We start from the raw sequence: 23,568 nt of genomic DNA, 5'->3' as shown, positions 1-23,568 counted from the left end.
TCAGGTAGGAACTGGTAAGTATGATACGGCTACATCTCGTATTTGTAGCCTCTGCCCCAGACTGTACGGATATGCTGAGGATTTTTAGGGTCACGTTCTATTTTTTTGCGAAGGCTGGAAATATGTACGTCGATGGTACGATCCAGATAGGCGCCATCTCCACCTTTGATTCGATCCATCAACTCGCTGCGGGTAAAGACTTTCCCTGGGTTGCAGGACATCTCTTTGATAATGGCAAATTCGATTTGAGTGACTTCGATTTCCTGGTCATCGACTAAGAGGCTATGGCGGTAATCATTCACCCAAACTCTTACCTTTTTAATCTTTGGGATTACCGTTTGCGATTCGGTGAGCATATTGCTGCCACTGCGACGCAGTAAGGCTTTGATGCGTGCATTTAACTCTCTTAGACTGAAGGGCTTGCATAAAAAGTCATCCGCGCCGTCCTCCAGAGCTTTTATTCTTATATTCAGCAAGGTGTTATTAGAGATGACTAGCATAGGAACCGTTGTAAATTGACGGATCTGACCAATCAGTGCGCATTCAACTCTACCGCCAAACATCAGATCGGTCACAATAACATCCGGCTTAAAACGCATAAGTGTAGGAATGGAAAGTTTACAATCATAGATAAGCTCGGTATGATAACCTTCCTCCTGAAGATGAAGAGCAATCATATCTGCCAAACTTTCTTGATCTTCAATGATAAGTATTTTTATGGGCATAACTGACATCTCCTGTATAGACAAAGATACAATAACATTGCATAATCATGTATTTGCCACGATAATACATACTTATGTATTCGGCAGAAACACGAAAAACAAACAGTCCTAATTAGAAGAAAAAATTTTAATTTAGAGAAAGAAGGTTGCATCTTTGCGAATGATTTTATTATCCGGAGGTTCGGGTAAGCGTCTTTGGCCCTTATCCAATGTGAACCGTCCCAAGCAGTTTCTTTCCATTCTGCGCCATGACGAGCGGCCCGAAAGCATGCTGCAACGGATATGGCGGCAATTAGATGAAGCGAATTTGGCTGATGAGGCCTATTTTTCAACGAGTGGGACTCAGGCCGAGCTGATTCGAGGTCAAATTGGCGGAGATGCTGTGGTTATAGAGGAACCCACTCAGCGCGATACCTTTCCAGCCATTTCACTGGCTACGGCCTACTTGCATGACGTTGCAGGTGCCGTACGCGACGAGATCGTAGGGGTCATGCCAGTGGACGGATATGCGGGAGATGAATTTTTTGAGCATTTGCGCAGACTTCCTGCTATTTTAGAGCAATCGGGAAGTGATATCGCACTAATGGGAGCAGCTCCGACCGAGCCCTCAGATAAATATGGCTATATTGTGCCTTCGTCCTTTCCTTCGCTTGACCAGCCATTCTATAGAGTTAGCTCATTTGTAGAAAAGCCGGATCTCATCCGTTCGGAAGCGTTGATCCGTGAAGGAGCCTTATGGAATTGCGGGGTGTTTGCTTTCAGACTTGGATTTTTGTTGGATATACTGGAGCAAAAGGGGTTGCCTGCAGACTATGAATCTCTTTCGACAAATTATGCAGACTTGCCCAAAACGAGCTTTGATATTGCAGTCGTAGAGCAGACACGTAAGCTCTCCGTGCTTCCATACCATGGAGAGTGGAGGGATTTGGGAACCTGGGATTCGTTGGTGCGAGAGATGAGCTCGGAGCTGAGCGGCCCTGGCTATATTTCAGAAGCTTCATATGACTCGCATATTATCAATGAACTGGAGATTCCGGTCAGCATCTGGAATGTTCCGGACATTATCGTTGTTGCCGGGCCGGATGGTGTACTGGTTACAGATCGACAATCTTCTACAGGCATTAAAGATATGGTGGCAGAAATTGAAATCGGTCCTCGCTTTGAAGAGCGCTTCTGGGGAAAGCAAACCGTGTTATCCCATCAACAGGCGGCAAGTGGATTGCAGACAGTGACCAAACGAGTCGTCATTTCGGCTGGAAGATTTATCAGCTATCATGAGCATCAGTTCCGTAAAGAAGTTTGGACCATCGTCTCAGGAATCGGAAGCGTATGTATCAATGGCGTGACACAGACGGTCAGCCCTGGTGAGGTCATCGTCGTGGAGCCCGGTGCAAAGCATTTCATAGGGGCAACAGAGGAAGATTTGGAATTCATCGAGTCACAAATCGGACATATCGTATCTGAAACGGATATTAGCCGATACGAATTCCCCGATCCGGTGGACACTCATGCCCTATGATTGCTTACAATATAGGGACTCGGGGGTAAATGTACAGGTAATGAGAAGTTAGTAAAGCAGGGGGAAGATCTATTTTTTATTGAGTAGATATTTGTATGTTTTCCCCAAAAAAAGGTATTCATGCTTTGGGCGCATGAATACCTTTTTTTCGCATGAACAGCTTGTTTGTATACCGTAATGCGTAGCGAAGCACAAGGCTTATAAGATAAGCTTCTTAGAAATCAGCCACTCTTTGACGGCATCCGTACTGAGGTCTCTTTCAGGCGTCCATTCTATTTTATCAATCAGCTTGCCCTGTTTGAATTCTGCAATCGTGGGGGTGTATTTCACATTGTAATCCGCTTTGAATTTATTCCATTGGGGCTTGTCTTCATGAATTTTATGAACATTAAAAAATGTAATTTTGGAGCCCAAATGATACTGTTCAATCATCTTGTTAAACTTAGGCTCAAAACGATTGCAGTCACCACAGCTAGGTCTACCGACATAGACAAATACACTTTGATCCTGCTGAATCAAGCTTTTAAAGCCATCAAATGTAACCGCATTCAGGTGGTCATATATTTCGGGGTAATTGTTTTTACTCGCTTGGATCTCTTTGTCTTTCTGCTGAACAACCTGCTCCAGGTCCTGAAATTTAACTACAGCTGAAATAGCGATTGCAATGAGAAGCAATACAATGACACTTAACCCGGCGATATATGCTTTTTTCACAGAAATCCTCCTTTTTTTACAATCTCACACTTACAATAAGTGATATTTCCATTTTTAGCTGTAATACTTGTCTCATGATGTACGAAAAAGAAGCTTTCCATATGGAAAGCTCCTCTTGTCCAAAACTAAACTTTAGACAACTACAGTCAATAAGTAATCCTCGCGCTTCACTTCTGTTTCCATTGTGCTCAGCACATCAAGGTATTGAGCAGAATTCGTTACAATAATCGGCGTAGCCGTTGTATAGCCTGCGGCTTTAATTTGCTCGATATCAAATTCCAGCAACAGTTGTCCTTGTTTAACAATATCGCCTTCTTTTACGCGCTTGTCAAAAAATTGCCCTTTCAGCTTCACCGTGTTGACACCCACATGGATCAGAATTTCCGCTCCGTCATTGGAAGTGATACCGATGGCATGTCCAGTTGGGAATACCGTCGTGACTGTTCCGTTTACAGGAGAAGTCAGCACACCTTCTGTCGGATCAATTAGAATCCCTTTACCCATTGCCCCTGAAGCAAAAGCAACATCTGAAGATTGTTCCAAAGGCAATACTTTACCTTGCAAAGGACTTACGAGAACTTCCTTCTCGATTGTAACCTCTTTTTTCGCAGGTGCAGTATCAGTTTTGGCTGTTTCTTCTTTTGGATCATCAAATCCCAAAACCATAACGAGCACTGCTGCAAGTACAAAGGCAACGAGCAAGCCGATGACAACCCACAAGAATCCAGCTCCAAAATAAGTAGGCAATGCCAGCAAACTAGGCAGGGAGAAGGATTTTGCAGTCGCTCCGCCGGAAGCGATAATAGCCCCGCCAATACCACCGGAAATACAAGCATAAATAAATGGCTTTTTCAATTTCAAGGTTACACCATAAATTGTTGGTTCTGTAATCCCAAAAACAGCTGCAAGCGTAGAGGAACCTGCCAAAGCCTTCATTTGAGTGTTACGGGATTTCAGGAATACCCCCAATGTTGCACCAGCTTGAGAAAGTACGGCTGCTGTAAGCATCGGAAGCATCGTGTCATAGCCCAATGTTGCGATATTTGACAGCATGACCGGAACGAAGCCCCAATGTACACCGAAGATAACAAATACTTGCCAGAATGCCCCGGCAACAGCCCCGGCGATCAATGGACTTAAATTGTATACCCATGTAAAGCCGTTCGCCAGGCCTTGACTGATCATATTACCTATTGGACCAAAGGCCAGGAATGTCAACGGAATAACGACCAGCAGAACCAGCATCGGAACGATAATATTTTTAACCGATTGATGGATAAAGGAATTGAACCAGCGTTCTACATAGGACTGAACCCAAACCGCAAGAATAATGGGAATGACACTGGAACTGTAGTTAATCAGAATGATCGGAATACCTAGAAACGCCAATCTTTCCGGGTTGCTTACCGCTGTTATAACTGCTGGATAGACTAAAGCTCCGGCGATGGCTACCGATACAAAGGTATTTGTCTTAAATTTACGGGACGATGTAACAGCCAGAAATACGGGCAGGAAATAAAATACGCTGTCCGAAGCTGCGTTTAGGATCAGATACGTACCGCTTTTATCATTAATCCAATGGAGTGACAAAATTAATGCTAGAATCCCTTTGAGCAAACCGGCCCCGGCAAGAGCGCCCAAGAGAGGAGAAAAAATACTGGAAATCACATCGACGGCTTTACCAAGAAAGTTTGTTTTTTCGGAAGAATCGTCCTTTTTTTCATTTGGATTCTCTGCATCCTGCAAATTTGTTTCTGCCATCATATGCTCAAATACTTGGCCTACATTGTTGCCGATAACAACTTGAAACTGGCCGCTGCTTTCCACTACTGTAATAACACCGGGCGTTGCTTCGAGTGCGGCTTTATCCGCTTTTGTACGGTCTTTTAATTTAAATCTTAAGCGTGTAGCGCAGTGGAATACCGAATTGACATTCTCTTCGCCACCAACGAGGGTCACTATTTTTTTGGATAGCTCTTTATCGCTCATATTCAGAACTCCTTATGAGTTATTCTTGTTATGGATAGGATTTTCTGTTTACTTCATGCTGCTAAGATGCGCCGGCGTGCATCCTTTTAACCTTGTAAACAAGAAAAACCTAAACTCGTGGTGAAAACAAACGCACCCTCTTTCATAGAGGAACGTTGATTTCACCATCAGTTTAGGTTTTGCCTGCCTTACCAGTCACAATCCATGAACGATGAAGGTATGAAGTTGTTAGTCTGTTATGTTATTTCGCTCCGTCACGCGATGAATATGAATGGTCAAATATACATATTCATCCTTGCTTAAATATTGATCATATGTTTTTTCCAGATACTCATTGATCTTTTGAGCACAGGCAAAGGCCTCAGTATACGTCTGCTTCACCTGGTTATACAAAAATTCCTCACCACTGTGAATGACCTCCTTGCGGATGACCCGCATTGCAAAATATTGCAGGTGTGTCAAAAATCTGGAGTAGCTAAAAGAAGACTCATCCAGCACAATGCCGTAATGATAGGTGATAATATTCAATATATGTTGAACGATTTCGGTCATTTTCAGTGTAGACTTCATTTCGTTACCGTCGACCCGTGCGTTCACCATATGCAGTGCGATAAATCCTGCTTCATCTTCACCCAGCTTTACTCCAAGCGTATTTTCGATTTTTTGCAGAGCGTCCAGTCCAACTGCAAATTCTTTTTTGTAGAAGCGTTTAATTTCATACAGCATCGCGTTTTGGAGCGCCAGCCCTTTTTCTTGTCGTTGTACAGCAAAATGAATATGATCAGTCAACGTTAAATAAATATTGTCGCTTAATTCCGTATCCAGCACTTCCGTTGCATGGGTTACAATTTCATTCACGACCTCCAGATGAGATACGGGAATATCGTTTAGCAGCTCGGTAAGTTTGGCCGTGAACTCGTTTTCATTTAACATGAAAATTTTATCTATTTTATCATCATCGACTTGGTCGCCAGCCACCTTCTTGAAGGAAATGCCTCTTCCCATCACGATGACCTCTTTACCTTTATCATTTTTAGTCAACAGGACGTTGTTATTGAGCACCTTCTCAATAATCATTGAAGTTCCCCCTCCCATCCTTTACCAATAAAAAATGCCCAAGCACAATTCAACACTATTGTTAGCAATAGCACTCAATTGAACTCAGGCATTGCCCGCATCACCGGTCACAATCCTTCGATATAGTGCTATTGTAGCACAAAAAAAAGCGATTTCAACATATTTTATTCTCTTTCGACAAAAAATATTTCACATCAAGGCCCTTTTGCCTAATTCACAAGTAAAACGTTACCTATGTGGTTGTACGTTCAATCAGGCTGTATTCCAGCGAGTGAAGCTCCATTTGGCGACCGATTAGCTGAGGGGATAGCATAAAGAAGGCATTTTGCGCTTGAGCCTTAATCGGGTTTTGAACGGTTGTAATCCCCATCGTATGCGCCAGCTCTGTGTTATCAAACCCAACAATGGCCAAATCATCAGGGACGTTCAGCAATTGCCTGCGGGCTTCACAGAGAATGCCGACTGCTACATAATCGTTAGCGCACAAAATAGCCTCTGGAAATTCATCCCGACGCTGCAGCAAATCGCGTACGAACTGTTCGCCGTCACGGATATTATAGATGGAAGACTGATTCCAGTGTTGTAATACAGGGAGGTTATGCTCACTCGTGATATGCTCATAGGCTCGTTGTCTGCTGTGGGTATTGATGCTGCTTGGACGGCCAAAGGCATTGGCTATACGAGTATAGCCTTTTTGTATGAGATGCTTCAGCGCTAGCATGTATCCTTCATATTGGTCCATAGCGATGGAGCGAATAGCAGTATGCTCCATTCGTTGCCAAGCCACAATGGGGCCGTACTTGCAATAGGTGCTGAGCAAATCGGTATCATTCACGCAGGAAATGATGACCAGGGCATCGACTCTTTTTCTTTTCAAATCCTCAAAGGCCTGAAGCTCTTTCTTTTTATCCTCTCCAGAAGTATAAATGATCGTTTGGAAGCTGTGCTGGTCCGCAATTTCTACAAAGCTGTCCAGAAATGCGAGAACAATTTCATTAATGGTTGAAGTAATCATGCCAATCTGCAGCGTCTGACCCTTGGATAAGGAAATCGCATTCCGATTGGGGACATAATCTAGTTCCTGCATGATTTTCAGAATTTTTGTTCTGGTTTCGTGACTGACATGGGGTGACTGATTTAACACTCTGGATACTGTAGCTTTGGAAAAGCCCGCCAGTTTGGCAATTTGATCAAGATTCGACATGATGCTTCTCCTCACATAAGCAAAATACTTGACATGAAACGCGTTACAAAGTTTAGGATGCTTTTGAGGGCATTACGTCTATTCTAAAGTATCTTTAGATGCATTTCAAAGAGAATGGTTCTCATATAAAATTTACGGTTGTTGTTGCAATATCGAAGATGAGGATATGTTGCTTACGATAGAGATTTTGGAAAGCGGCTTTAAGCAGCCTTCCCCGTCAATCGTTGATTTCCGGCGATAAATCTACTATCAGGAAAGGAAGTTACAACCTATGAAGCTTGGAATGATTGGAACTGGCTGGATCAGCCAGGAATGGGTTAAAGCCGTAAAAGAGGCTGGCGAGTGGGAAATTACAGCCCTGTTTGTCCGTAATCGGGACAAGGGTGAAGCGTTTGCAGCAGCATGTCAGCTCGACAATATTACGTTGTATGACAGTCTGAAAGAGATGGCTGAATCGGATATTGATGCCATTTATATCGCTACGCCTAATTCCTTGCATATCTCGCAAGCCCGTCTGTTTCTGGAGCATGGCAAGCATGCGATTGTCGAAAAACCAATCAGCATGACTGAGCAAGAATTGCGGGATGCGTACGAACTGGCTGATCGGAATGGCTGCTACCTGTTGGAAGCAGTCCGTCATATCCATGAGCCGAACTTTTGGCGTCTGAAGGACAACGTGAAGCGTGTGGGGAACATCCAGGGAGGCACCTTGTATTCCATGCAATTTTCCTCCCGGTACGATCAATTGTTGTCAGGAGATGTTCCCAATATCTTTTCCATGGCTTACGGCGGAGGCGCATTGATGGATTTGGGCGTTTATTCGCTCTATTTTGCCATTGATTTGCTCGGAGTACCAACGTCAGGTTTGTATCGTGTCAAAAAGCATGAGAATGGCGTGGATTTAGGCGGCCCGATCCTGTTGTCCTATCCCGATTTTACACTGGTCATTCAATTGGCCAAAAATGCTGTGACCACCAACCGTGTTGAAATCTATGGGGATCAGGCCACACTTCTCTCCAGTGGTGTCTCTGGTATCACCGAGGTGTCTGTACTGGACGTTCGCACCAAGGTGACCGATACGGTAAGTACTCCAGAAACTCATCATTTCATGTTTCACGAGGCTCGGGAATTTTACCGAATCATCACCGAGAAGGATCAGGCCCGTTATGACGAGTTGAAGTCCTTGAGCATCGAGGTTCAGAAAATCAGCAATGAGCTGCGCCATCAGAATGGCATTTATTTTGAGCAAGAGCAAAAGTAGTGTAAAAGAAAGTGAAAATATAAGAGGGAAAGAGGCTTTTATACGATGACGAAGACGCTAAAAGGATTCCCGAAAAACTTTCTGTGGGGCGGGGCAACTGCTGCCAACCAATTGGAAGGAGCTTTTGACGTAGACGGAAAGGGATTGTCCAGTGCAGATATGATTGCCTATGTACCCAAAGCAGAACGTAAGAACGATCATGCGATAGAGATTTCGTCCGAGCGATTGGAAGACATTCTAGCAGGTAAAGTAAACGCTCGTTTTCCGAAGCGTGAAGGTGTGGACTTCTACCACCACTACAAAGAAGATATTGCCTTGTTTGCAGAAATGGGCTTTAAGGTATTTCGTATGTCCATCCACTGGTCGCGGATTTTCCCGAATGGCTATGATGCCGAGCCGAATGAAGCAGGATTACAATTCTATGACAATGTATTTGATGAGCTGCGCAAGTATGGTATTGAGCCATTGGTGACATTGTCACATTATGAAACACCGCTAGGTCTGACTCAGAAATATAATGGCTGGCTGGGTCGCGAAGTCATACAGCATTACGTAAATTATGCCGAAACTGTGTTTACACGTTATAAGGATAAAGTAAAATATTGGCTGACCTTTAATGAAATCAATGTGATGACCATGAGTCCGTTCACAGGTGGCGGTGTGGTCATTGACCGCGTAGAAAATAAGCCGCAGGCGATGTATCAAGCGTTGCATCATCAATTTGTGGCCAGTGCGCTGGCGACAAAACGGGGACATGAGATTATCCCGGGCTCTCAAATCGGCTGTATGCTGGCTCGCATGGAAAGCTATCCACATACGTGTAATCCGGAGGATATTCTGAAAGCCCAGCATGAAAATCAGATGAACCTGTTCTTTACGGATGTGCATGCCCGTGGAGAATATTCCAGTTACATGAAACGCTATTTTGAAGAAAATAATATTGTTCTGCAAACAGAACCTGGCGATGCCGAAATTTTGAAGAATAATACGGTCGATTACATTTCATTCAGCTATTACATGACCTTGACCGTATCTGCAGGTCCAGAAGGCGAGAAAGCAGCAGGAAACCTGATTGGCGGCGTAAAAAATCCGTATCTGCAGTCCTCCGACTGGGGCTGGCAAATTGATCCGATGGGTCTGCGTGTTACGCTGAACACGTTATATGACCGCTATCAAAAGCCGCTGTTCATCGTGGAAAATGGCTTGGGTGCTTATGATAAGGTGGAAGCAGACGGTTCTGTACATGACACCTATCGCATTGATTACTTGCGTCAGCATATCGCCCAAATGAAGGAAGCGATTGCCGACGGTGTTGATCTGATCGGTTACACCAGTTGGGGGCCTATCGACCTTGTAAGTATGTCTACTTCCGAGATGTCCAAGCGCTACGGATTTATTTACGTCGATCTGGATGATGACGGTAACGGAACGCTCAAACGCTCCAAAAAAGACTCCTTCAATTGGTACAAAAATGTAATTGCAACCAATGGTGAAGAACTGTAAATTACATCTCAGAGGGCTTCACAAATTTTTCACTTGTAATAAGCTGAAAGTTTTCTGTATAATAAAAAACAATTTCATATGTCTGGTTGATGTTTGCGGGAGATGGAACGAAAGTTCCGACCGAAGGGGCAAAACTCTCAGGTGCTTGGCTGATTACAGCAACAAGCGGGACCGTAAACGGACAGAACTCTGGAGAGACCCTTAATTGGGCGCCGAAGGTGCACCGCAGAGAACATCTGCTTAAACTCTCAGGCAAAAGGACAGAGACGCGAATAACCTGTGACAGGGAGTGCCCTATTTTTTTATAGCTATGTAGAGGCAGAAACCATCACAAAAGGGTTGTATTTTTTCGTGCCTTTAACCTCTTCAGGAGTCGAATCAGCTGATTTGACTCTTTTTTGTTTTTTAATATGCTGGAGGAGCGGGTTGAAATGAATTTGGTACATGTGTTAGAAACGATTGACAGCTGGATGTGGGGAGCGCCGCTTTTAATTCTCGTCATGGGCACTGGGTTGTGGCTCACGATCCGCCTGAAGCTGCTTCAGGTCATTCGATTGCCTCTGGCGCTCAAGCTAATTGGTAAGGCGCCAGACGAAGGCAGTGGGGATGTCAGCAGCTTCGGAGCATTGAGCACGGCACTGGCAGCTACTGTAGGTACAGGAAGTATCGTCGGTGTCGCGACAGCGATCAAGCTGGGTGGACCCGGTTCATTATTCTGGATGCTGGTTGCAGCTTTTTTTGGGATGGCAACCAAATATGCGGAAGGATTATTATCCGTTAAATACCGTGTTAAAGACCGGAACGGACAATTTTCGGGTGGACCGATGTATTATATTGAAAACGGGCTTGGCCGCCGTTTTAAGCCGCTGGCGATGTTGTTTGCCTTTTCTGGTATTCTTGTAGCCCTATTTGGAATCGGTACTTTTCCGCAAGTAAAGGCGATTGTTTCTTCGACGGAAAGTAGCTTTGGAGTGCCAACAGTAGTTACAGCGATCATTATTTCCGTGTTAACGGCTGTTGTTACGATTGGAGGACTCAAAAGTATTGCCAAGGTATCCACAAAGATCGTTCCGTTCATGTCGGTGCTGTATATTGTAGTTTGTTTAATCGTGCTCATCCGATTTGCAGGAGAGCTTCCTCATGCGATCGCTTTAGTATTACAAGGGGCTTTCTCGACCACGTCTGCGACGGGTGGATTTGCCGGAGCCACGATTATGCTGGCGATGCGCAGCGGAGTTGCCAGAGGTATTTTTGCCAATGAGGCCGGTTTGGGAAGTGCACCGATTGCAGCCGCAGCTGCTAAGACGAAATGGCCGGCAGAACAAGGGCTGATATCCATGACAGGCGTATTTATCGATACGATGATTATTTGTAATCTGACAGGATTTACGTTGCTGGTTACGGGAATATGGAGTGGAAATGACGATGGAGGTCTGATGACCCAGCATGCGTTTTCCAGTGCCTTTCCCGCTGGAGCAGAGCTCGTGACGATTAGCCTTATTTTATTTGCATTCACAACGATACTAGGCTGGAACTACTACGGGGAACGCTGTGTTGAATATTTACTGGGTGTCAAATGGATTAAACCATACCGTTATCTATTCATCGCTCTGGTAGCCGGAGGAGCATTCATCAAGCTGGAAGCCATTTGGCTATTAGCAGATATCTTTAACGCGATGATGGCCTTTCCGAACCTGATTGCACTGCTCGGCTTGTCGGGCATTGTCGTTGCGGAAACCAGAACCTATATAGACTCCCTGTATCCTAATAAGAAAAAGGGTAATCTTGCAGGTGCCAGTGTAGCGGCTATCCAGGTAGAAGAAACAGGACAAGCGGCTAATTCATAATAATGAAAGCCATAAACTATAAAAGGGAGTGTCTTCAGCCATCACAGGCTTGGAGGACACTCCCTTTCTTTGAAAGTATCGTCAAAGCATGTTCATGGATTCAAGTGAATTTAATCCTTGACCGCTCCGGCGGCAAGGTCGGAAATAAACTGGCGGCTGATGAACAGGAATAGCAAAATAAGCGGCAGTACAGCGAGCAGGGTGCCGGCAATGACCATCGCGTAATCTGTATTGTAAATCCCGTTTAGCTGGGATAGTGCAATCTGAAGCGTGAATTTCCGCTCATCCGTTAATACGATTAACGGCCATAAGTAATCATTCCAGGCTCCAATAAAGGTGAATGCGCCGAGAAAAGCAAACGCAGGACGAAGAATGGGGAGCGCAACATTCCAATACAGCCGAAAAAAGCTGCATCCGTCTATACGCCCAGCATCCAGCAGCTCCTTTGGAATGGATTCTTCTGCATATTGACGAATCCAGAAAATGCCGAAGGCATTGACCATGCCCGGGATAATAAGCGCTTTGAATGTACCTACCCAGCCAAAGGTGGCCATCATGACAAAGGAGGGTACGAGTGAAAGCTGGGAAGGGACCATCATCGTGCCCAGCAGGAGGATAAACAACCCCTTTTTGCCGGGGAAATCAAACTTGGCGAATGCAAAACCGGCCAGCGAATCGAAAAACAGAACGAGCAGGGTGACGGAACTGGCTACAAAAAGGGTATTCAAAAAGGCTCCGGCAAAATCAATCTGCTGCAACACTCTCATTACATTATTCCAGAATTGGCCCCCGAACCACAGCTGCGGTGGGAAACGATAGATGTCTGAGGTTGTACGGGTCGCCATGACGATAAGCCAGTAAAACGGAAACATCGACAATACCATTCCTGCCAATAGCCCGGCATATAAAACAACGGATTTTGAACGTGTCTGCATCATGTTGTAGAACCTCCTTCCCGTCGTTATTTTTTACCTTGAACGAGCTTCCAGTTTAGGATAGAGAAGAGGGCGATGATGAGGAACATGCCCCATCCAACGGCAGCACCATAGCCAAAATAGTTGTTAATGAACGACTCGCGGTACAGGTATAGCACAATGGTCATACCGCTTGCTCCTGCACCGCCGTCATTGCCGACCAGGACCTGTGGCTCGGTGAACAGCTGCATACCACCGATGGTGGACGTAATCACCGTAAACAAAATGACTGGGCGCAGCATGGGGATGGTGATGCGGAAAAAAGCTTGCGCTCCGGTTGCTCCATCTATTTTGGCAGCCTCATACAGTACATGCGGGATGCTCTGGAGCCCGGCCAAATAAATGATGGCGTTATAGCCCATCCATCTCCATACGACCATGGAAGAAATGGCGATTTGGATGCCCCATGGCACATTCAGCCATTGAATCATGGGTAATCCGCAGATCTGCAAAATGTAATTAAGAAATCCAAAATTGTTGGCAAACAAGGCACCGAAAATGATGGCAACAGCTACAATCGACGTCACATTCGGCAGGAAAAATCCGATTCGCCATAAGGTGCGCATTTTCACAAAAGGAGCATACAGCAGGAAGGCAATTATGAGTGCAAAAAATAGCATCGGAATGGTTGAGTACACCCAGATCACAAAGGTATTGCCTACAGCCTGCCAAAATTCGTTATCTGTCACAAGGTAGCGGAAGTTGCCCCAGCCGTTATAGGTCATGTCTCCGATGCCGTCCCATTTGTGAAACGCCAGGTATAACGAAAAGCCGATCGGGAACAAGCCGAAAATGCCAAACAGCAGATAAAATGGCGAGATCGCGACATACACGGCACGGTGCTTCCAGATTTCTCTCAGCATATGGTCCACACGCCTTTTTAAAATTTTGTTTTTTACCGCTGTAATTCCCGTTCAATTCGTTGCATCGTTTCCGTCCATAATGTATTCGGATCAGCATTTTGCTTGGCAATATTGGCGAGACGGCGGGTGACAATGCCGTGGATAACAGGGTAGCGCTCCCCAAAATAGCTGCTTTTCACGTTACGTGCGGAGGCAGAAAATATCATTCCTGTAGCCTGCCCTCCAAAGAAAGGCTCAGGTGTCTCCATGGCAGGGTTACTATAAACGCCGGGGGTAGACGGGAAGAGGCCGATTTTTTGGTAGGCTTCCAGCTGATGCTCCGGCTTTTGCAGCCAGGTCAGGACTTCAAAGGCTTCTTTAGGATACTTGCTGGATTTGAGGATAGAAATGAAAGAGCCACCCAGATTACCGTCCCCTCCAGGAGCACGGGCGACTCTCCATTTGCCTGCTGTATCCGGTGCCGCCTCCGTGAGGACCTGCTTCATCCAGATTGCCCCTACAAAAGAGGCGATTTTACCATTATTGACTGAAGCGTTCCATTCGGGAGTCCAGCCGTCAGCATTGGCTAGCAGATGCTTCTTGTGGAAATCCACAGCGGTTTTCCAGCCCAGACGGATGTCAGGAGATTGATTCCCGATATAGCTTCCATCCGGCTTGAAGTAAAGGCTTGTATGTTGAGCAAGCACTTGATTGTAAACGTTTACAATATTGTCGGCTAAAAACGAGCGGCTTCCAAGCTTCTGCTGAAGCTGTTCTCCGGCCGCCATGTAATCATCCCACGTACGGATGGAGGCACTGACCTCTTCCGGATCACTAGGCAAGCCGGCCTGTTCAAACAGATCACTGCGATAGAAGAGAGCGGTAGGGCCTGTGTCCATGGGAAATGCAATCATTTTTCCATCAGGCGTGATACCCTGATTCCATTTCCATTCCAAATATTGATCCTTTAAGCGGTCTGCCCCGAGCTCCTTTAAATCATAAAAACGATCCGCACTGGGGAACAGCTCGACCATCCAGTCATTCAGAGCTACAAGGTCCGGTTCACCGGAACGAGCCGCGAGAGTCGTTTTCAGCTTGGCTTTAAAATCTCCACCAATTTTTTGAGTTTTTAATTCAATATTGGGAAATTGCTTTTCGGCCCGGGCGAGTAATTCATCGTCAATAGAACGGTTCCAGTACCACAATGTAAGCGTTATCTTTTTTCCGTTTGACAAATTAGTTTCAGATGATTGACTTTCAGAGGCCAGGGGTTCACTACAAGCACTGAACATAGTGAGAAAAGCAAGACATAATACCAGCCAACGCACTGTCTTCACATCATTTCCCTCCTTGCTGTCTGAGATAATCTGCCTGCTGAACTAGTTATAAATGGTTTAGCTCCATCATATGAAGCTATTACCCATTTATGTGCATTGTCTTAACCAAAAACAAAAAAATTGAAACGATATTATGTCAAAAGGCATCTAAATCGTCAATGCTGAGCAATATCTTGGAAAAATCTAATGATGAATTCGAAGAACGATTTCTCTATATCGGTGTGCAGTTCCCCAGGAGGATAGGACAGATAGATTGTTCGCATACATTGAGGCTCCCTGATTGAAAGCAGCTTGATGTCTTCGGTTACGACGTTCCTCCACAGGATAGAAGGAATAAAGGAGATGCCAAGTCCGGTTTGAATCAACCCTCTTACCGTAGCCGGATCATCACTTTCAAAGACGATGTTCGGTTCAAAAGGGATGTGAGTAAAAAAGCGGTCCGTTGTTTTCCTAAGCGAATTACCAGGTGTAAGGCTGATAAACTTCTCATGCTCCAGATCTTTCAGGAATACGGTGTCCTGAACGCTCAGAGGATGAGATTTTGGTAAGCCAATCAAAATTTCCTCCTCCAGCAGGATCGCATGCTCGTTGCCCGCCAACTCTTCGGACGTAATCGCAAAATCGTACGCCAGTCCTTTCTTCATCATCGCAGGGTGCTGGGTCAGGTTGAATCTAATTTGCGGGTAGAGATCGCGAAACTTACCGACAAGGTTGGGCAATAGCATAGAGCCGACGGCGACGTATAACGTGATGACCTCTACCTTTTCGTTCTTCATTTCTTTGACTTCGGATATGCCTTGCTCTAACGCTGATAGCGACTGGTTCACTCTTTTTAGGAACTTCTTTCCATATTCATTCAGCACGATATGTTTTCCTTCGCGGTCAAATAGCTGCACACCCAATTCCGTCTCCAGGTTTCTAATCATTTTACTTAAGGCAGGCTGTGAGATAAACAACTCGTTCGCGGCACGTGTGACATGCTCATACTTCGAGGTCACTTGAAAATACTTAAGCTGCAAATAATCCATAGTGAAGTAATCCCCTTTATAACCATTAGGTTATCGATTATATGTGAATATATATATTTTACAGGTATTTGTTCACTTCTTACAATTAACAATGTAAAGAAGATGAATCCGCAAAAGGTGGTGAGATTCTGAACATCGTTTTTACATTTCCCGGTCAGGGGTCACAGGTTCCTGGAATGCTCCAAGATGTGCCCGAGTATGTGAAAAAGGCAACAAGTATCATCGGAACTGAACTGCGTGACGATGAGGTGGCTATGGACTCAACGGTCTGGATTCAGACGGCACTCTTCGTTAAGGAGACTGCAATAGCCTACCAGTTGATCGAGCAGGGTATCCGGCCCCAATTCGTGGCAGGGCATTCCATTGGTGCATTTCCTGCAGCGGTCATCGCGGGAGTTCTCTCGTTCGAGGATGCGCTTCGGATCGTATGGCTCCGTGCCCGGTTGATGGAAGAAGCCTTCCCTGAAGGCTATGGAATGGGTGTGATTATTGGGCTTACGAAGGCAGAGGTTCAACAAGCCGTGATTCTCTCCCAAAGCGAGGCGACGCCAGTCTACCTCTCGAATATAAACGCAGAGCAGCAAATCGTCGTATCCGGATCATTGGCAGGGTTAAATAAAGCATTTATGCATGTGAAAGAGCTTGGGACCGCTAAAACGGCGCTTCTGAAGGTTCCGATTCCTTCACACTCCCCGCTGATGTCAGAGGTAGCCAATAAGCTATTGCTGAAAATACACACTTTTTCTTTGCGGGACGCTCTAATACCATATTTGGTGAATCATACGGGCAGAAAGACGACAGCCAAGGAAAAAATCGCGGAGGACCTTGCCCTAAACGTAGCATATCCCGTCCGGTGGATGGATATGGCGGCTGTCTGCGTCGAATCGGGAGCTGACTGTTTCATCGAGATGCCGCCGGGTCATACTCTTTCCAGACTTGTCAAGCAAGCCCACAAGGATACCCGGCAAATAGCCGTGGACGAGATCGGTCTGGAAGCGACTCAGTATCTGATTAGAAAATGGAAGGAGCAAGAAGAATGAATAAAGTACTGCGATCCTGGTCACAAAAACGTGATAAAAAGCAGGAAAAGTTAGGAAAGGTGGAAAAGTGGCTGGACGGAAAATACATCGACTCCTCCCGAATCGTCGACCTGATGGAGGCGCTAATCGAGCCAGGCGCAAAGGTCGTCCTGGAAGGAGATAACCAGAAGCAAGCGTCCTTCCTTTCCCAAAAGCTGCTGGAAGTCGATCCTGGCAAGGTGCATGATCTGCATATGATTATGTCCAGCATTTCAAGACCCGAACATTTAGATGTTTTCGAGAAAGGCATCGCCGGGAAGCTAGACTTCTCCTACAGTGGCTCCCAAAGCCTGCGTGTTGCGCAAATGATTGATGACGGGACGCTTAAGCTCGGTGACATCCATACGTATTTGGAATTGTTCGGACGGCTCTTCATTGACCTTATTCCAGATGTGGTGCTGGTAGCGGCAGACAAATCAGATCGCGAGGGCAATCTGTATACGGGAAACAATACGGAAGAAACTCCGACGATCGTGGAAGCGGCCGCTTTCAAGGATGGGATCGTGATCGTGCAGGTCAACGAAATCGTGGACGAGCTGCCGAGAACCGATATTCCAGCCTCCTGGGTTGACGTCATTGTACAAGCCGACAAACCGTACGCATTGGAAGCACTGTTTACCCGTGATCCGCAGAATATCACTGAACTGCAAATCCTGATGGGCATGATGGCGATCAAGGGCATTTATGGAAAACATCAGGTACAGTCGCTTAATCACGGCATCGGCTTTAATACTGCAGCGATTGAGCTTCTGCTGCCGACCTATGGTGAGCAGCTCGGCCTGAAAGGGAAGATTGCCAAGCACTGGGCCCTGAATCCGCATCCGACTTTGATTCCAGCGATTGAATCCGGCTGGGTCGAAAGCATTCACAGCTTTGGAGGCGAGGTCGGTATGGAGAAATACATTGCTGCTCGTTCCGACGTGTTCTTCGTCGGCAAGGACGGATCTATGCGCTCTAACCGTGCGATGTGTCAGGTTGCAGGCCAATTCGCTGTAGATATGTTTATCGGATCAACGTTACAAATGGACTGCGCGGGCAATTCGTCTACCGTTACTTCCGGCAGACTGTCCGGTTTTGGGGGAGCGCCCAATATGGGGCATGATCCTCGGGGGCGGCGACATGCGACTCCTGCCTGGCTTGACATGATCGAGCGCCCGACGGAACTCTCCAAAGGTCGGAAATTGGTCGTGCAGATGGTTGAAACATACGGTGCCAACAAAAAGCCAGTCTTTGTGGATTCGCTAGATGCCATCAAGGTGAAGGATGAATCTGGTCTCGCCATTACGCCGGTCATGATTTACGGGGATGATGTCACCCACGTCCTCACCGAGGAAGGCATCGCATACCTCTACAAGACGGACAGCATAGAGGAGAGAAAGAAGGCGCTCGCGGCAATCGGAGGCGTAACGCCTTTAGGGATGGAAAGTAATGAGAGCGATGTAAGCCTGCTGCGTGACAGAGGGATCGTGGCCTATCCGGAGGATCTTGGGATCATGCGCAGACAAGCCAAGCGATCGCTGCTGGCAGCACAGACGATTAACGACCTCGTAGATTGGTCGGACGGATTGTATGATCCGCCGGCTAAATTCCGGAGTTGGTCTTAAAGTCGTGCTCACGATGAATCATTCAGCTTTCGCGGCTTCTCTGGCTGCCAAAGCTGTAAAGGCACTGATGGAAGAGGCTCTTCTTACGCCCAAGCCTGGACTTGTCGATGCCAGAGACAATGGCTCTCATACAGATATGTCCATCGATCTAATGCTTACATCCGCAAGCGTATTGGAGGATACGTTTCGGGAAATAGCCATTGTGTCGTATCTTCACCCGGTGGACCAGACTTTGCGCGAGCAGATAGCTCTAATCGGGAGAGAAGGCGAGAATGTAATGCTCAGTGCAACGAACGGTGTCAATACACATAAGGGTGCCATTTGGGCCCTTGGTCTTTTAACCAGTGCACGGGCAGCCTTTCCAAAGGAACGGAACCCACATCAGATTATGAGCATTGCAGGAAGAATTGCATCGTTCCATGACCGGTATCGCCCGGTACAGCAGACGAATGGACAATCGGTAAAGAAGAAATACACGGTAGTGGGGGCAGAGGAAGAAGCGAAGCTAGGCTTTCCGCACATCCGGGACGAAGCTTTGCCTGCTTTGCTGCGCGCCAGGGCTTGTGGGAAGACAGAGGTGGAAGCACGCATAGAGGCTTTATTGGCCTTGATGGCAAGTGTGGATGATACCTGCATCCTGCATCGCGGTCAGTTGACGGATCTGATGGCGATTCAGAGAATGTCCGCAGCGTTCCTTGCAGCAGACGGATTCAGAACCCAGTCGGGCAGAAAGCTGCTCTACCGCTTGTCCGAGTATTGCAATGTTAGACAACTCTCACCCGGAGGCAGTGCCGACCTGCTAGCTGCCACATTATTTCTTATTGATTGATACTTTTAATTGGAGGTGTTCTGAAGGATGGAAAAATTACAGTTTCAATATCAAACAACAAAGCCCATCCGCAAGCCGGCACATATTGGTGTTGTGGGTTCGGGGGATTTGGAGATTATTGTAGAGCCTGTGGAAGGCCAGACCACCAACGTTAGCATTTTAACAGGCAGTGAAGGATTTGGACAAGTATGGGAGAATGTTTTGACCCGTTTTTTTAACCGTTATCCGATTATTGCCAATATTACAGTTCATGACTTCGGAGCTACTCCGGGTGTAGTTATGCTTAGATTTACGCAAGTGTTGGAGGTGCTAGACTATGCAGAATAGTTTTGTGGAGCTGAATGGACGCGAGAGAGCCAAAGCGTTGCTGGACGAAGGGACTTTCCGTGAGATGCTTGGGCCGTTGGACAAAATCCAATCCCCCCACCTAGAGCCGCAAGGCATTGTTCCTCAGAGCGATGACGGGATCATTCTGGCTCTTGGCGAAATACGCAAACAGAAGGTCTTGATCATTTCGATGGAAGGCGCTTTTCAAGGAGGGGGGATTGGAGAAGTCAGCGGAGCCAAAATTTCCGGAGCACTCGAACTGGCACTGGAAGCGAATGAGAGAGGAAACAAACTGTATCCCATCATGATCTTCGATACAGGGGGCGTTCGGCTACAGGAAGCGAACTACGGGTTGTTGTCGATTTCGGAGATTGCCACCCAGATCGTTGCTCTGCGTAAATACGTTCCTGTTATCGGACTGATCCCGGGCCGCGTAGGGGCATTTGGGGGAATGTCCATTACTGCCGAATTGTTTACCACTCTGATTGCTACGAAGAAAGCGCGCCTCGGTCTGAACGGGCCGGAGGTCATTGAGCAGGAAGCAGGGGTTATGGAGTTCGACTCAAGCGACAAAGCCTTGATTTGGAACACAATCGGAGCCAACCAGCGCTTCCAAACCGGATTGATTGACGAAATGGTGGAAGATACGACGGATGCAGTGATCGAAGCGATTGATACTGCGCTCAAGGCACCGGCGAAGCCTGCTAAAACAGAGCAAATCGATTTCTATCTGACCCTGTTAAGCAATCTTGATCCTACAGAACCTTGGACACCTGAGCGTTATCGCGAATTTTATAAGCAGATACAGCCTGTGCAGCAGCCTGTCCTGCTGGCAAAAGAGGGCGCGGCCGACATTTCGGACAGTAGAGGTTATCGCTGGTTCTCTCGCTTGACGGGCATTGCTCACCCAGTCAGCGATGTTCCTTCAGTACTTGCGGCCGACGTGGAAAAGAACGGGCAATTGTGCAGATATGTCGCCATTGTTCCGGATGCCTCCAACCGATTCCCGCGTGTCAGAAACGGCGAGGTCGGTATGCTTGAAGGCTGGACGGTGGCTCAAATCATCAGGGACGCAATCCATCAAGATGAGAAAAAAGAAACCAAACGTCCGATCATTGCCATCATCGATGTACCGAGTCAAGCCTACGGCTATAAGGAAGAAATGGTCGGTATCAGCCTTGCCCTCGCTGCAAGTGCAGATGCTTACGCAACCGCTAGATTAGAAGGTCATCCGGTCATCGGTGTGATCGTCGGTAACGCGATTTCCGGAGGCTTCCTCGCGCATGGGCTGCAATCGAATCGTTTGATCGCACTGGATGACAGCAAGGTCAATATTCAGGCCATGTCCAAGGCTTCTGCTGCTCGAATTACCAAGCGGACGATTGCCGAGCTTGATGAAGCTACCAAGAAAGTTCCAGCTATGGCCTACGACGTTCGTAGCTACAGTACTCTGGGGGCATTATATCAGATGCTGAGCGGTATCCATGCAGACGATCCACAGAGCAGTGATGTAGCCATCGTGGAAAGGACCATTTCCGAGGCTATCGAGAGTACGAAAGGAGCGCCTCGCGACCTTAGCTTCCGATTGCAGACCAAAGAAGCTATGGCGGGCGGACGGACTGCAACTCGTAATGTTCGACATGCGCTTTTGGAGCAATGGTAATCAGTCCACATGATCTGATTGAAGTGTCCAATTTGAAATATCTCTCCTTAAATGAAGACAAGGAGTGGGTTACCGCCTCGCTGAGGCGGACCCCCTTTGTGGTCGTTCGCCGAGCTGAGCCGTCGGCGGATGGTTGTATTCCCGTCGGAGTACGTGGACAGGAGCGAAATCAACGGGAAGCGGCCTTGCTTGACCCGGAGGGCGTGTGCCAGCTCGTATCTCCTTATGCGATAGCGGAGCATCAGATGTGGAACTCTTTATCTGCAACGAGACGGCAACAGCCTGTCCTGCAGGTGATGGATTTATTAGCAGAAATCATGCTGGATTGGCGCTGGGGACCAGTGGGAAGTGCGGGGTTCGAAATAGTGACGCAATACCCCACTGTGAAGGAAACGAGTGATCTTGACCTTGTTATAGATGGTTCTGAGGCTATTGATTATGCAGCAGCTGAAAGACTTGTGCACAAGTTGGAGCATCTGGATGTTCGAATTGATATTCAATTGGAGACAAGAGACGGTGCCTACGTCCTGCGCGAAATTCTTGAGAGACGGGCCAGCACTGTGGTACTGCGAACTTCTTCGGGCCCCAAGCTCGTCCACAATCCTTGGCAATGATGGATGCACTATACCAACGGCAAAGGGGAGGAATGCACGACCATTTGACGTATGCAAACATAAGCTCTCAAAGGGGAAGTGCGTATTATGGAAAACACTACAGGCCCAAAAGTTAATATTAATGAAAGCGACATCTTAAAGGTGTTTGCCGTCAGCGGAGCGATCTTGCAAAGCGTTCTGGGAATGTTTTTGAAGTATGCACACACTAATGATGACCTAGCCTTATTAGGAGTTATTTTCAATATAGTAAAGTATACTGCACCAGTCTTTATTTTTGCCATCGTATATGGGATGGTGAAAAATAATCAGCTTACCAAGGTATCCCATTTTTACAAGGAAAAATTCGGTGAGCTCGTGATTCCTTATTTTCTGTGGGCAGCGGCTGGCTTAATTTTCTTCCCGGAAATTCAGGTTAATCAGCACGTTACATCATTCTGGACGTTCATCGAGTCATTTGTGCTCGGTAATGCATCATCACAGTTTTGGTACACGGTGATGATGTTGCAATTTCAATTGCTGATGCCTGTCCTTATTTTCATCTGCTACAAATATCTGGCTAAGCCTTCGCGGGTCATTCCGCTGCTTATTGTGAGCTTCGTGATCTTTGGAGCGTGGCTATGGATGTACGATACCTTCGTATTCCAAGGAGCATATGCGATTAGTCTGCGTTACCTTGACCGCTTTTTCGTCAGTTATTTTATTTATGCTTTACTAGGTGGAATCGCTTGGGTATATAAGAAACAATTCGACGGAGTGCTTCGCGGGATTCAGTTCATACTCATTCCGGTAATGCTGCTTATTCTCATTTGGACAAATCGCGAATTTTTCAGCTTTGGATTCGAGGATATGTCATTTGGTAATCTGATTTATCTGAAGCCGTCCATGACCTTGTACAGTTTGGTAGTGATTTTCCTGATTTACATGCTGGCAAGGCATTTGATCAGTGTGGATTCCCGTTCACTTCCCTATTACAAGTGGTTCTCGACTTACGCGTACCGGGCCTTTACAGCGAACGTATTCATTCTGGTCATTGTGCTGCGCTTGTTCGGTGACTTGATAGGCCAGCTTCCTTTCTTTATGGCGCTGCTTTTGGTTTATCTGACGACTGTGGCCTGCTCCTTCGGCGTCGTCTATGCCTTTGCGCAGATTAAGGTAAAGGTATGTCGTGAACGGTTATCCTTAAAACAAAAAAGAGCGCACAGCATCAATCACTAAGATGAGTGCTCAAAAGAATGAAATACATGTAACATCGTATATATGACACTATAATTTAGGTGTATCCAAGTTATTGGAAGATTGACGGCAATCAAAAAGGGTATCTCGATGATTGGTCATACCCCTGTCAAGTAGACAAGTGAAAAAAGGCTAAGCAGCCAGCGCGTGCCGGTACTCAATCGGCGCGCGCTGTTTGAGTTTGGCCTGAAATCGTTGG

At 46.5% G+C, this 23,568-nt stretch carries 20 protein-coding genes and 1 riboswitch; of the genes, 11 read left to right on the top strand and 9 right to left on the bottom strand.

The window, feature by feature from the left end; translation table 11 throughout:
* Positions 1–29 precede the first annotated feature (29 nt).
* Positions 30–725, bottom strand: coding sequence for a response regulator transcription factor (locus LCF57_RS08135; protein ID WP_226000239.1), 696 nt, complete (start codon positions 723–725; stop codon positions 30–32).
* A 160-nt stretch (positions 726–885) separates the two neighbouring features.
* Between LCF57_RS08135 and LCF57_RS08130 the strand changes: the two genes are divergently transcribed.
* Positions 886–2,244, top strand: a complete 1,359-nt coding sequence (locus tag LCF57_RS08130) for a sugar phosphate nucleotidyltransferase (RefSeq protein ID WP_226000238.1) — start codon at positions 886–888, stop codon at positions 2,242–2,244.
* Positions 2,245–2,442: 198 nt separating this feature from the next.
* Here LCF57_RS08130 and LCF57_RS08125 read toward each other — a convergent pair whose 3' ends face one another.
* The 4 genes from LCF57_RS08125 to LCF57_RS08110 form a co-directional block, all read right to left on the bottom strand.
* A complete protein-coding gene (locus tag LCF57_RS08125; RefSeq protein WP_226000237.1) occupies positions 2,443–2,958 on the bottom strand; it encodes a thioredoxin family protein in 516 nt (171 codons plus the stop codon).
* A 132-nt stretch (positions 2,959–3,090) separates the two neighbouring features.
* Positions 3,091–4,947 (bottom strand): beta-glucoside-specific PTS transporter subunit IIABC, encoded by a 1,857-nt coding sequence (locus tag LCF57_RS08120; protein ID WP_226000236.1) that lies wholly within the window; start codon positions 4,945–4,947, stop codon positions 3,091–3,093.
* Between the two features lie 228 nt (positions 4,948–5,175).
* The gene (gene licT / locus LCF57_RS08115) at positions 5,176–6,024 is read right to left on the bottom strand and encodes a BglG family transcription antiterminator LicT (RefSeq protein WP_226000235.1); all 849 of its coding nucleotides are present in this window, start codon (positions 6,022–6,024) and stop codon (positions 5,176–5,178) included.
* A 232-nt stretch (positions 6,025–6,256) separates the two neighbouring features.
* Positions 6,257–7,228, bottom strand: coding sequence for a LacI family DNA-binding transcriptional regulator (locus tag LCF57_RS08110; protein ID WP_226000234.1), 972 nt, complete (start codon positions 7,226–7,228; stop codon positions 6,257–6,259).
* A 271-nt stretch (positions 7,229–7,499) separates the two neighbouring features.
* Between LCF57_RS08110 and LCF57_RS08105 the strand changes: the two genes are divergently transcribed.
* The 3 genes from LCF57_RS08105 to LCF57_RS08095 all read left to right on the top strand — a co-directional run bounded on the left by LCF57_RS08105 (position 7,500) and on the right by LCF57_RS08095 (position 11,839).
* Positions 7,500–8,489 (top strand): Gfo/Idh/MocA family protein, encoded by a 990-nt coding sequence (locus LCF57_RS08105; RefSeq protein WP_226000233.1) that lies wholly within the window; start codon positions 7,500–7,502, stop codon positions 8,487–8,489.
* A gap of 45 nt (positions 8,490–8,534) precedes the next feature.
* Positions 8,535–9,992 carry a glycoside hydrolase family 1 protein gene (locus LCF57_RS08100; protein WP_226000232.1) on the top strand — a complete coding sequence of 486 codons (1,458 nt, stop codon included), beginning with the start codon at positions 8,535–8,537 and terminating at the stop codon, positions 9,990–9,992.
* Positions 9,993–10,171: 179 nt separating this feature from the next.
* A riboswitch (glycine riboswitch) is annotated at positions 10,172–10,266 on the top strand.
* Between the two features lie 157 nt (positions 10,267–10,423).
* Positions 10,424–11,839, top strand: a complete 1,416-nt coding sequence (locus tag LCF57_RS08095; RefSeq protein ID WP_226000231.1) for an alanine/glycine:cation symporter family protein — start codon at positions 10,424–10,426, stop codon at positions 11,837–11,839.
* Between the two features lie 110 nt (positions 11,840–11,949).
* Here LCF57_RS08095 and LCF57_RS08090 read toward each other — a convergent pair whose 3' ends face one another.
* The 4 genes from LCF57_RS08090 to LCF57_RS08075 form a co-directional block, all read right to left on the bottom strand.
* Entirely contained in the window at positions 11,950–12,777 is an 828-nt protein-coding gene (locus LCF57_RS08090; RefSeq protein ID WP_226000230.1) for a carbohydrate ABC transporter permease, read from the bottom strand.
* A 23-nt stretch (positions 12,778–12,800) separates the two neighbouring features.
* A complete protein-coding gene (locus tag LCF57_RS08085; protein ID WP_226000229.1) occupies positions 12,801–13,676 on the bottom strand; it encodes a carbohydrate ABC transporter permease in 876 nt (291 codons plus the stop codon).
* Between the two features lie 32 nt (positions 13,677–13,708).
* Entirely contained in the window at positions 13,709–14,992 is a 1,284-nt protein-coding gene (locus LCF57_RS08080; protein ID WP_226000228.1) for an ABC transporter substrate-binding protein, read from the bottom strand.
* A gap of 155 nt (positions 14,993–15,147) precedes the next feature.
* Entirely contained in the window at positions 15,148–16,020 is an 873-nt protein-coding gene (locus LCF57_RS08075; protein WP_226000227.1) for a LysR family transcriptional regulator, read from the bottom strand.
* 200 nt (positions 16,021–16,220) lie between these two features.
* Here LCF57_RS08075 and LCF57_RS08070 point away from each other — a divergent pair, with 200 nt between their 5' ends.
* The 7 genes from LCF57_RS08070 to LCF57_RS08040 all read left to right on the top strand — a co-directional run bounded on the left by LCF57_RS08070 (position 16,221) and on the right by LCF57_RS08040 (position 23,351).
* Positions 16,221–17,060, top strand: a complete 840-nt coding sequence (locus tag LCF57_RS08070; protein WP_226000226.1) for an ACP S-malonyltransferase — start codon at positions 16,221–16,223, stop codon at positions 17,058–17,060.
* The gene (mdcA, locus tag LCF57_RS08065) at positions 17,057–18,703 is read left to right on the top strand and encodes a malonate decarboxylase subunit alpha (RefSeq protein ID WP_226000225.1); all 1,647 of its coding nucleotides are present in this window, start codon (positions 17,057–17,059) and stop codon (positions 18,701–18,703) included. The genes LCF57_RS08070 and mdcA overlap by 4 nt, the downstream gene beginning before the upstream one ends.
* Before the next feature lie 4 nt (positions 18,704–18,707).
* On the top strand, positions 18,708–19,532 hold the full coding sequence (locus LCF57_RS08060) for a triphosphoribosyl-dephospho-CoA synthase (RefSeq protein ID WP_226000259.1): 825 nt from the start codon (positions 18,708–18,710) through the stop codon (positions 19,530–19,532).
* Positions 19,533–19,559: 27 nt separating this feature from the next.
* Positions 19,560–19,859 (top strand): malonate decarboxylase subunit delta, encoded by a 300-nt coding sequence (locus tag LCF57_RS08055; RefSeq protein ID WP_226000224.1) that lies wholly within the window; start codon positions 19,560–19,562, stop codon positions 19,857–19,859.
* Entirely contained in the window at positions 19,849–21,522 is a 1,674-nt protein-coding gene (gene mdcD, locus LCF57_RS08050; RefSeq protein WP_226000223.1) for a biotin-independent malonate decarboxylase subunit beta, read from the top strand. The genes LCF57_RS08055 and mdcD overlap by 11 nt, the downstream gene beginning before the upstream one ends.
* Entirely contained in the window at positions 21,516–22,136 is a 621-nt protein-coding gene (locus LCF57_RS08045) for a malonate decarboxylase holo-ACP synthase (protein ID WP_226000222.1), read from the top strand. Before mdcD ends, LCF57_RS08045 begins: the two co-directional genes overlap by 7 nt.
* 87 nt (positions 22,137–22,223) lie before the next feature.
* Positions 22,224–23,351: an acyltransferase gene (locus LCF57_RS08040; protein WP_226000221.1), complete on the top strand. Its 1,128-nt coding sequence runs from the start codon at positions 22,224–22,226 to the stop codon at positions 23,349–23,351.
* Positions 23,352–23,568 lie beyond the last annotated feature (217 nt).

Origin of the sequence: Paenibacillus sp. BJ-4 (assembly GCF_020404765.1) — a bacterium.
GTDB lineage: Bacteria > Bacillota > Bacilli > Paenibacillales > Paenibacillaceae > Paenibacillus.
This window is presented reverse-complemented; position numbering and strand designations above follow the sequence as displayed.

What these genes read in the sequence shown, in the direction of transcription:
- LCF57_RS08135 (WP_226000239.1), bottom strand. Translation starts at nt 725, where the DNA reads ATGCCCATAAAAATACTTATCATTGAAGATCAAGAAAGTTTGGCAGAT.
- LCF57_RS08130 (WP_226000238.1), top strand. Translation starts at nt 886, where the DNA reads ATGATTTTATTATCCGGAGGTTCGGGTAAGCGTCTTTGGCCCTTATCC.
- LCF57_RS08120 (WP_226000236.1), bottom strand. Translation starts at nt 4,947, where the DNA reads ATGAGCGATAAAGAGCTATCCAAAAAAATAGTGACCCTCGTTGGTGGC.
- licT (WP_226000235.1), bottom strand. Translation starts at nt 6,024, where the DNA reads ATGATTATTGAGAAGGTGCTCAATAACAACGTCCTGTTGACTAAAAAT.
- LCF57_RS08110 (WP_226000234.1), bottom strand. Translation starts at nt 7,228, where the DNA reads ATGTCGAATCTTGATCAAATTGCCAAACTGGCGGGCTTTTCCAAAGCT.
- LCF57_RS08105 (WP_226000233.1), top strand. Translation starts at nt 7,500, where the DNA reads ATGAAGCTTGGAATGATTGGAACTGGCTGGATCAGCCAGGAATGGGTT.
- LCF57_RS08100 (WP_226000232.1), top strand. Translation starts at nt 8,535, where the DNA reads ATGACGAAGACGCTAAAAGGATTCCCGAAAAACTTTCTGTGGGGCGGG.
- LCF57_RS08095 (WP_226000231.1), top strand. Translation starts at nt 10,424, where the DNA reads ATGAATTTGGTACATGTGTTAGAAACGATTGACAGCTGGATGTGGGGA.
- LCF57_RS08090 (WP_226000230.1), bottom strand. Translation starts at nt 12,777, where the DNA reads ATGATGCAGACACGTTCAAAATCCGTTGTTTTATATGCCGGGCTATTG.
- LCF57_RS08085 (WP_226000229.1), bottom strand. Translation starts at nt 13,676, where the DNA reads ATGCTGAGAGAAATCTGGAAGCACCGTGCCGTGTATGTCGCGATCTCG.
- LCF57_RS08075 (WP_226000227.1), bottom strand. Translation starts at nt 16,020, where the DNA reads ATGGATTATTTGCAGCTTAAGTATTTTCAAGTGACCTCGAAGTATGAG.
- mdcA (WP_226000225.1), top strand. Translation starts at nt 17,057, where the DNA reads ATGAATAAAGTACTGCGATCCTGGTCACAAAAACGTGATAAAAAGCAG.
- LCF57_RS08055 (WP_226000224.1), top strand. Translation starts at nt 19,560, where the DNA reads ATGGAAAAATTACAGTTTCAATATCAAACAACAAAGCCCATCCGCAAG.
- mdcD (WP_226000223.1), top strand. Translation starts at nt 19,849, where the DNA reads ATGCAGAATAGTTTTGTGGAGCTGAATGGACGCGAGAGAGCCAAAGCG.
- LCF57_RS08045 (WP_226000222.1), top strand. Translation starts at nt 21,516, where the DNA reads ATGGTAATCAGTCCACATGATCTGATTGAAGTGTCCAATTTGAAATAT.
- LCF57_RS08040 (WP_226000221.1), top strand. Translation starts at nt 22,224, where the DNA reads ATGGAAAACACTACAGGCCCAAAAGTTAATATTAATGAAAGCGACATC.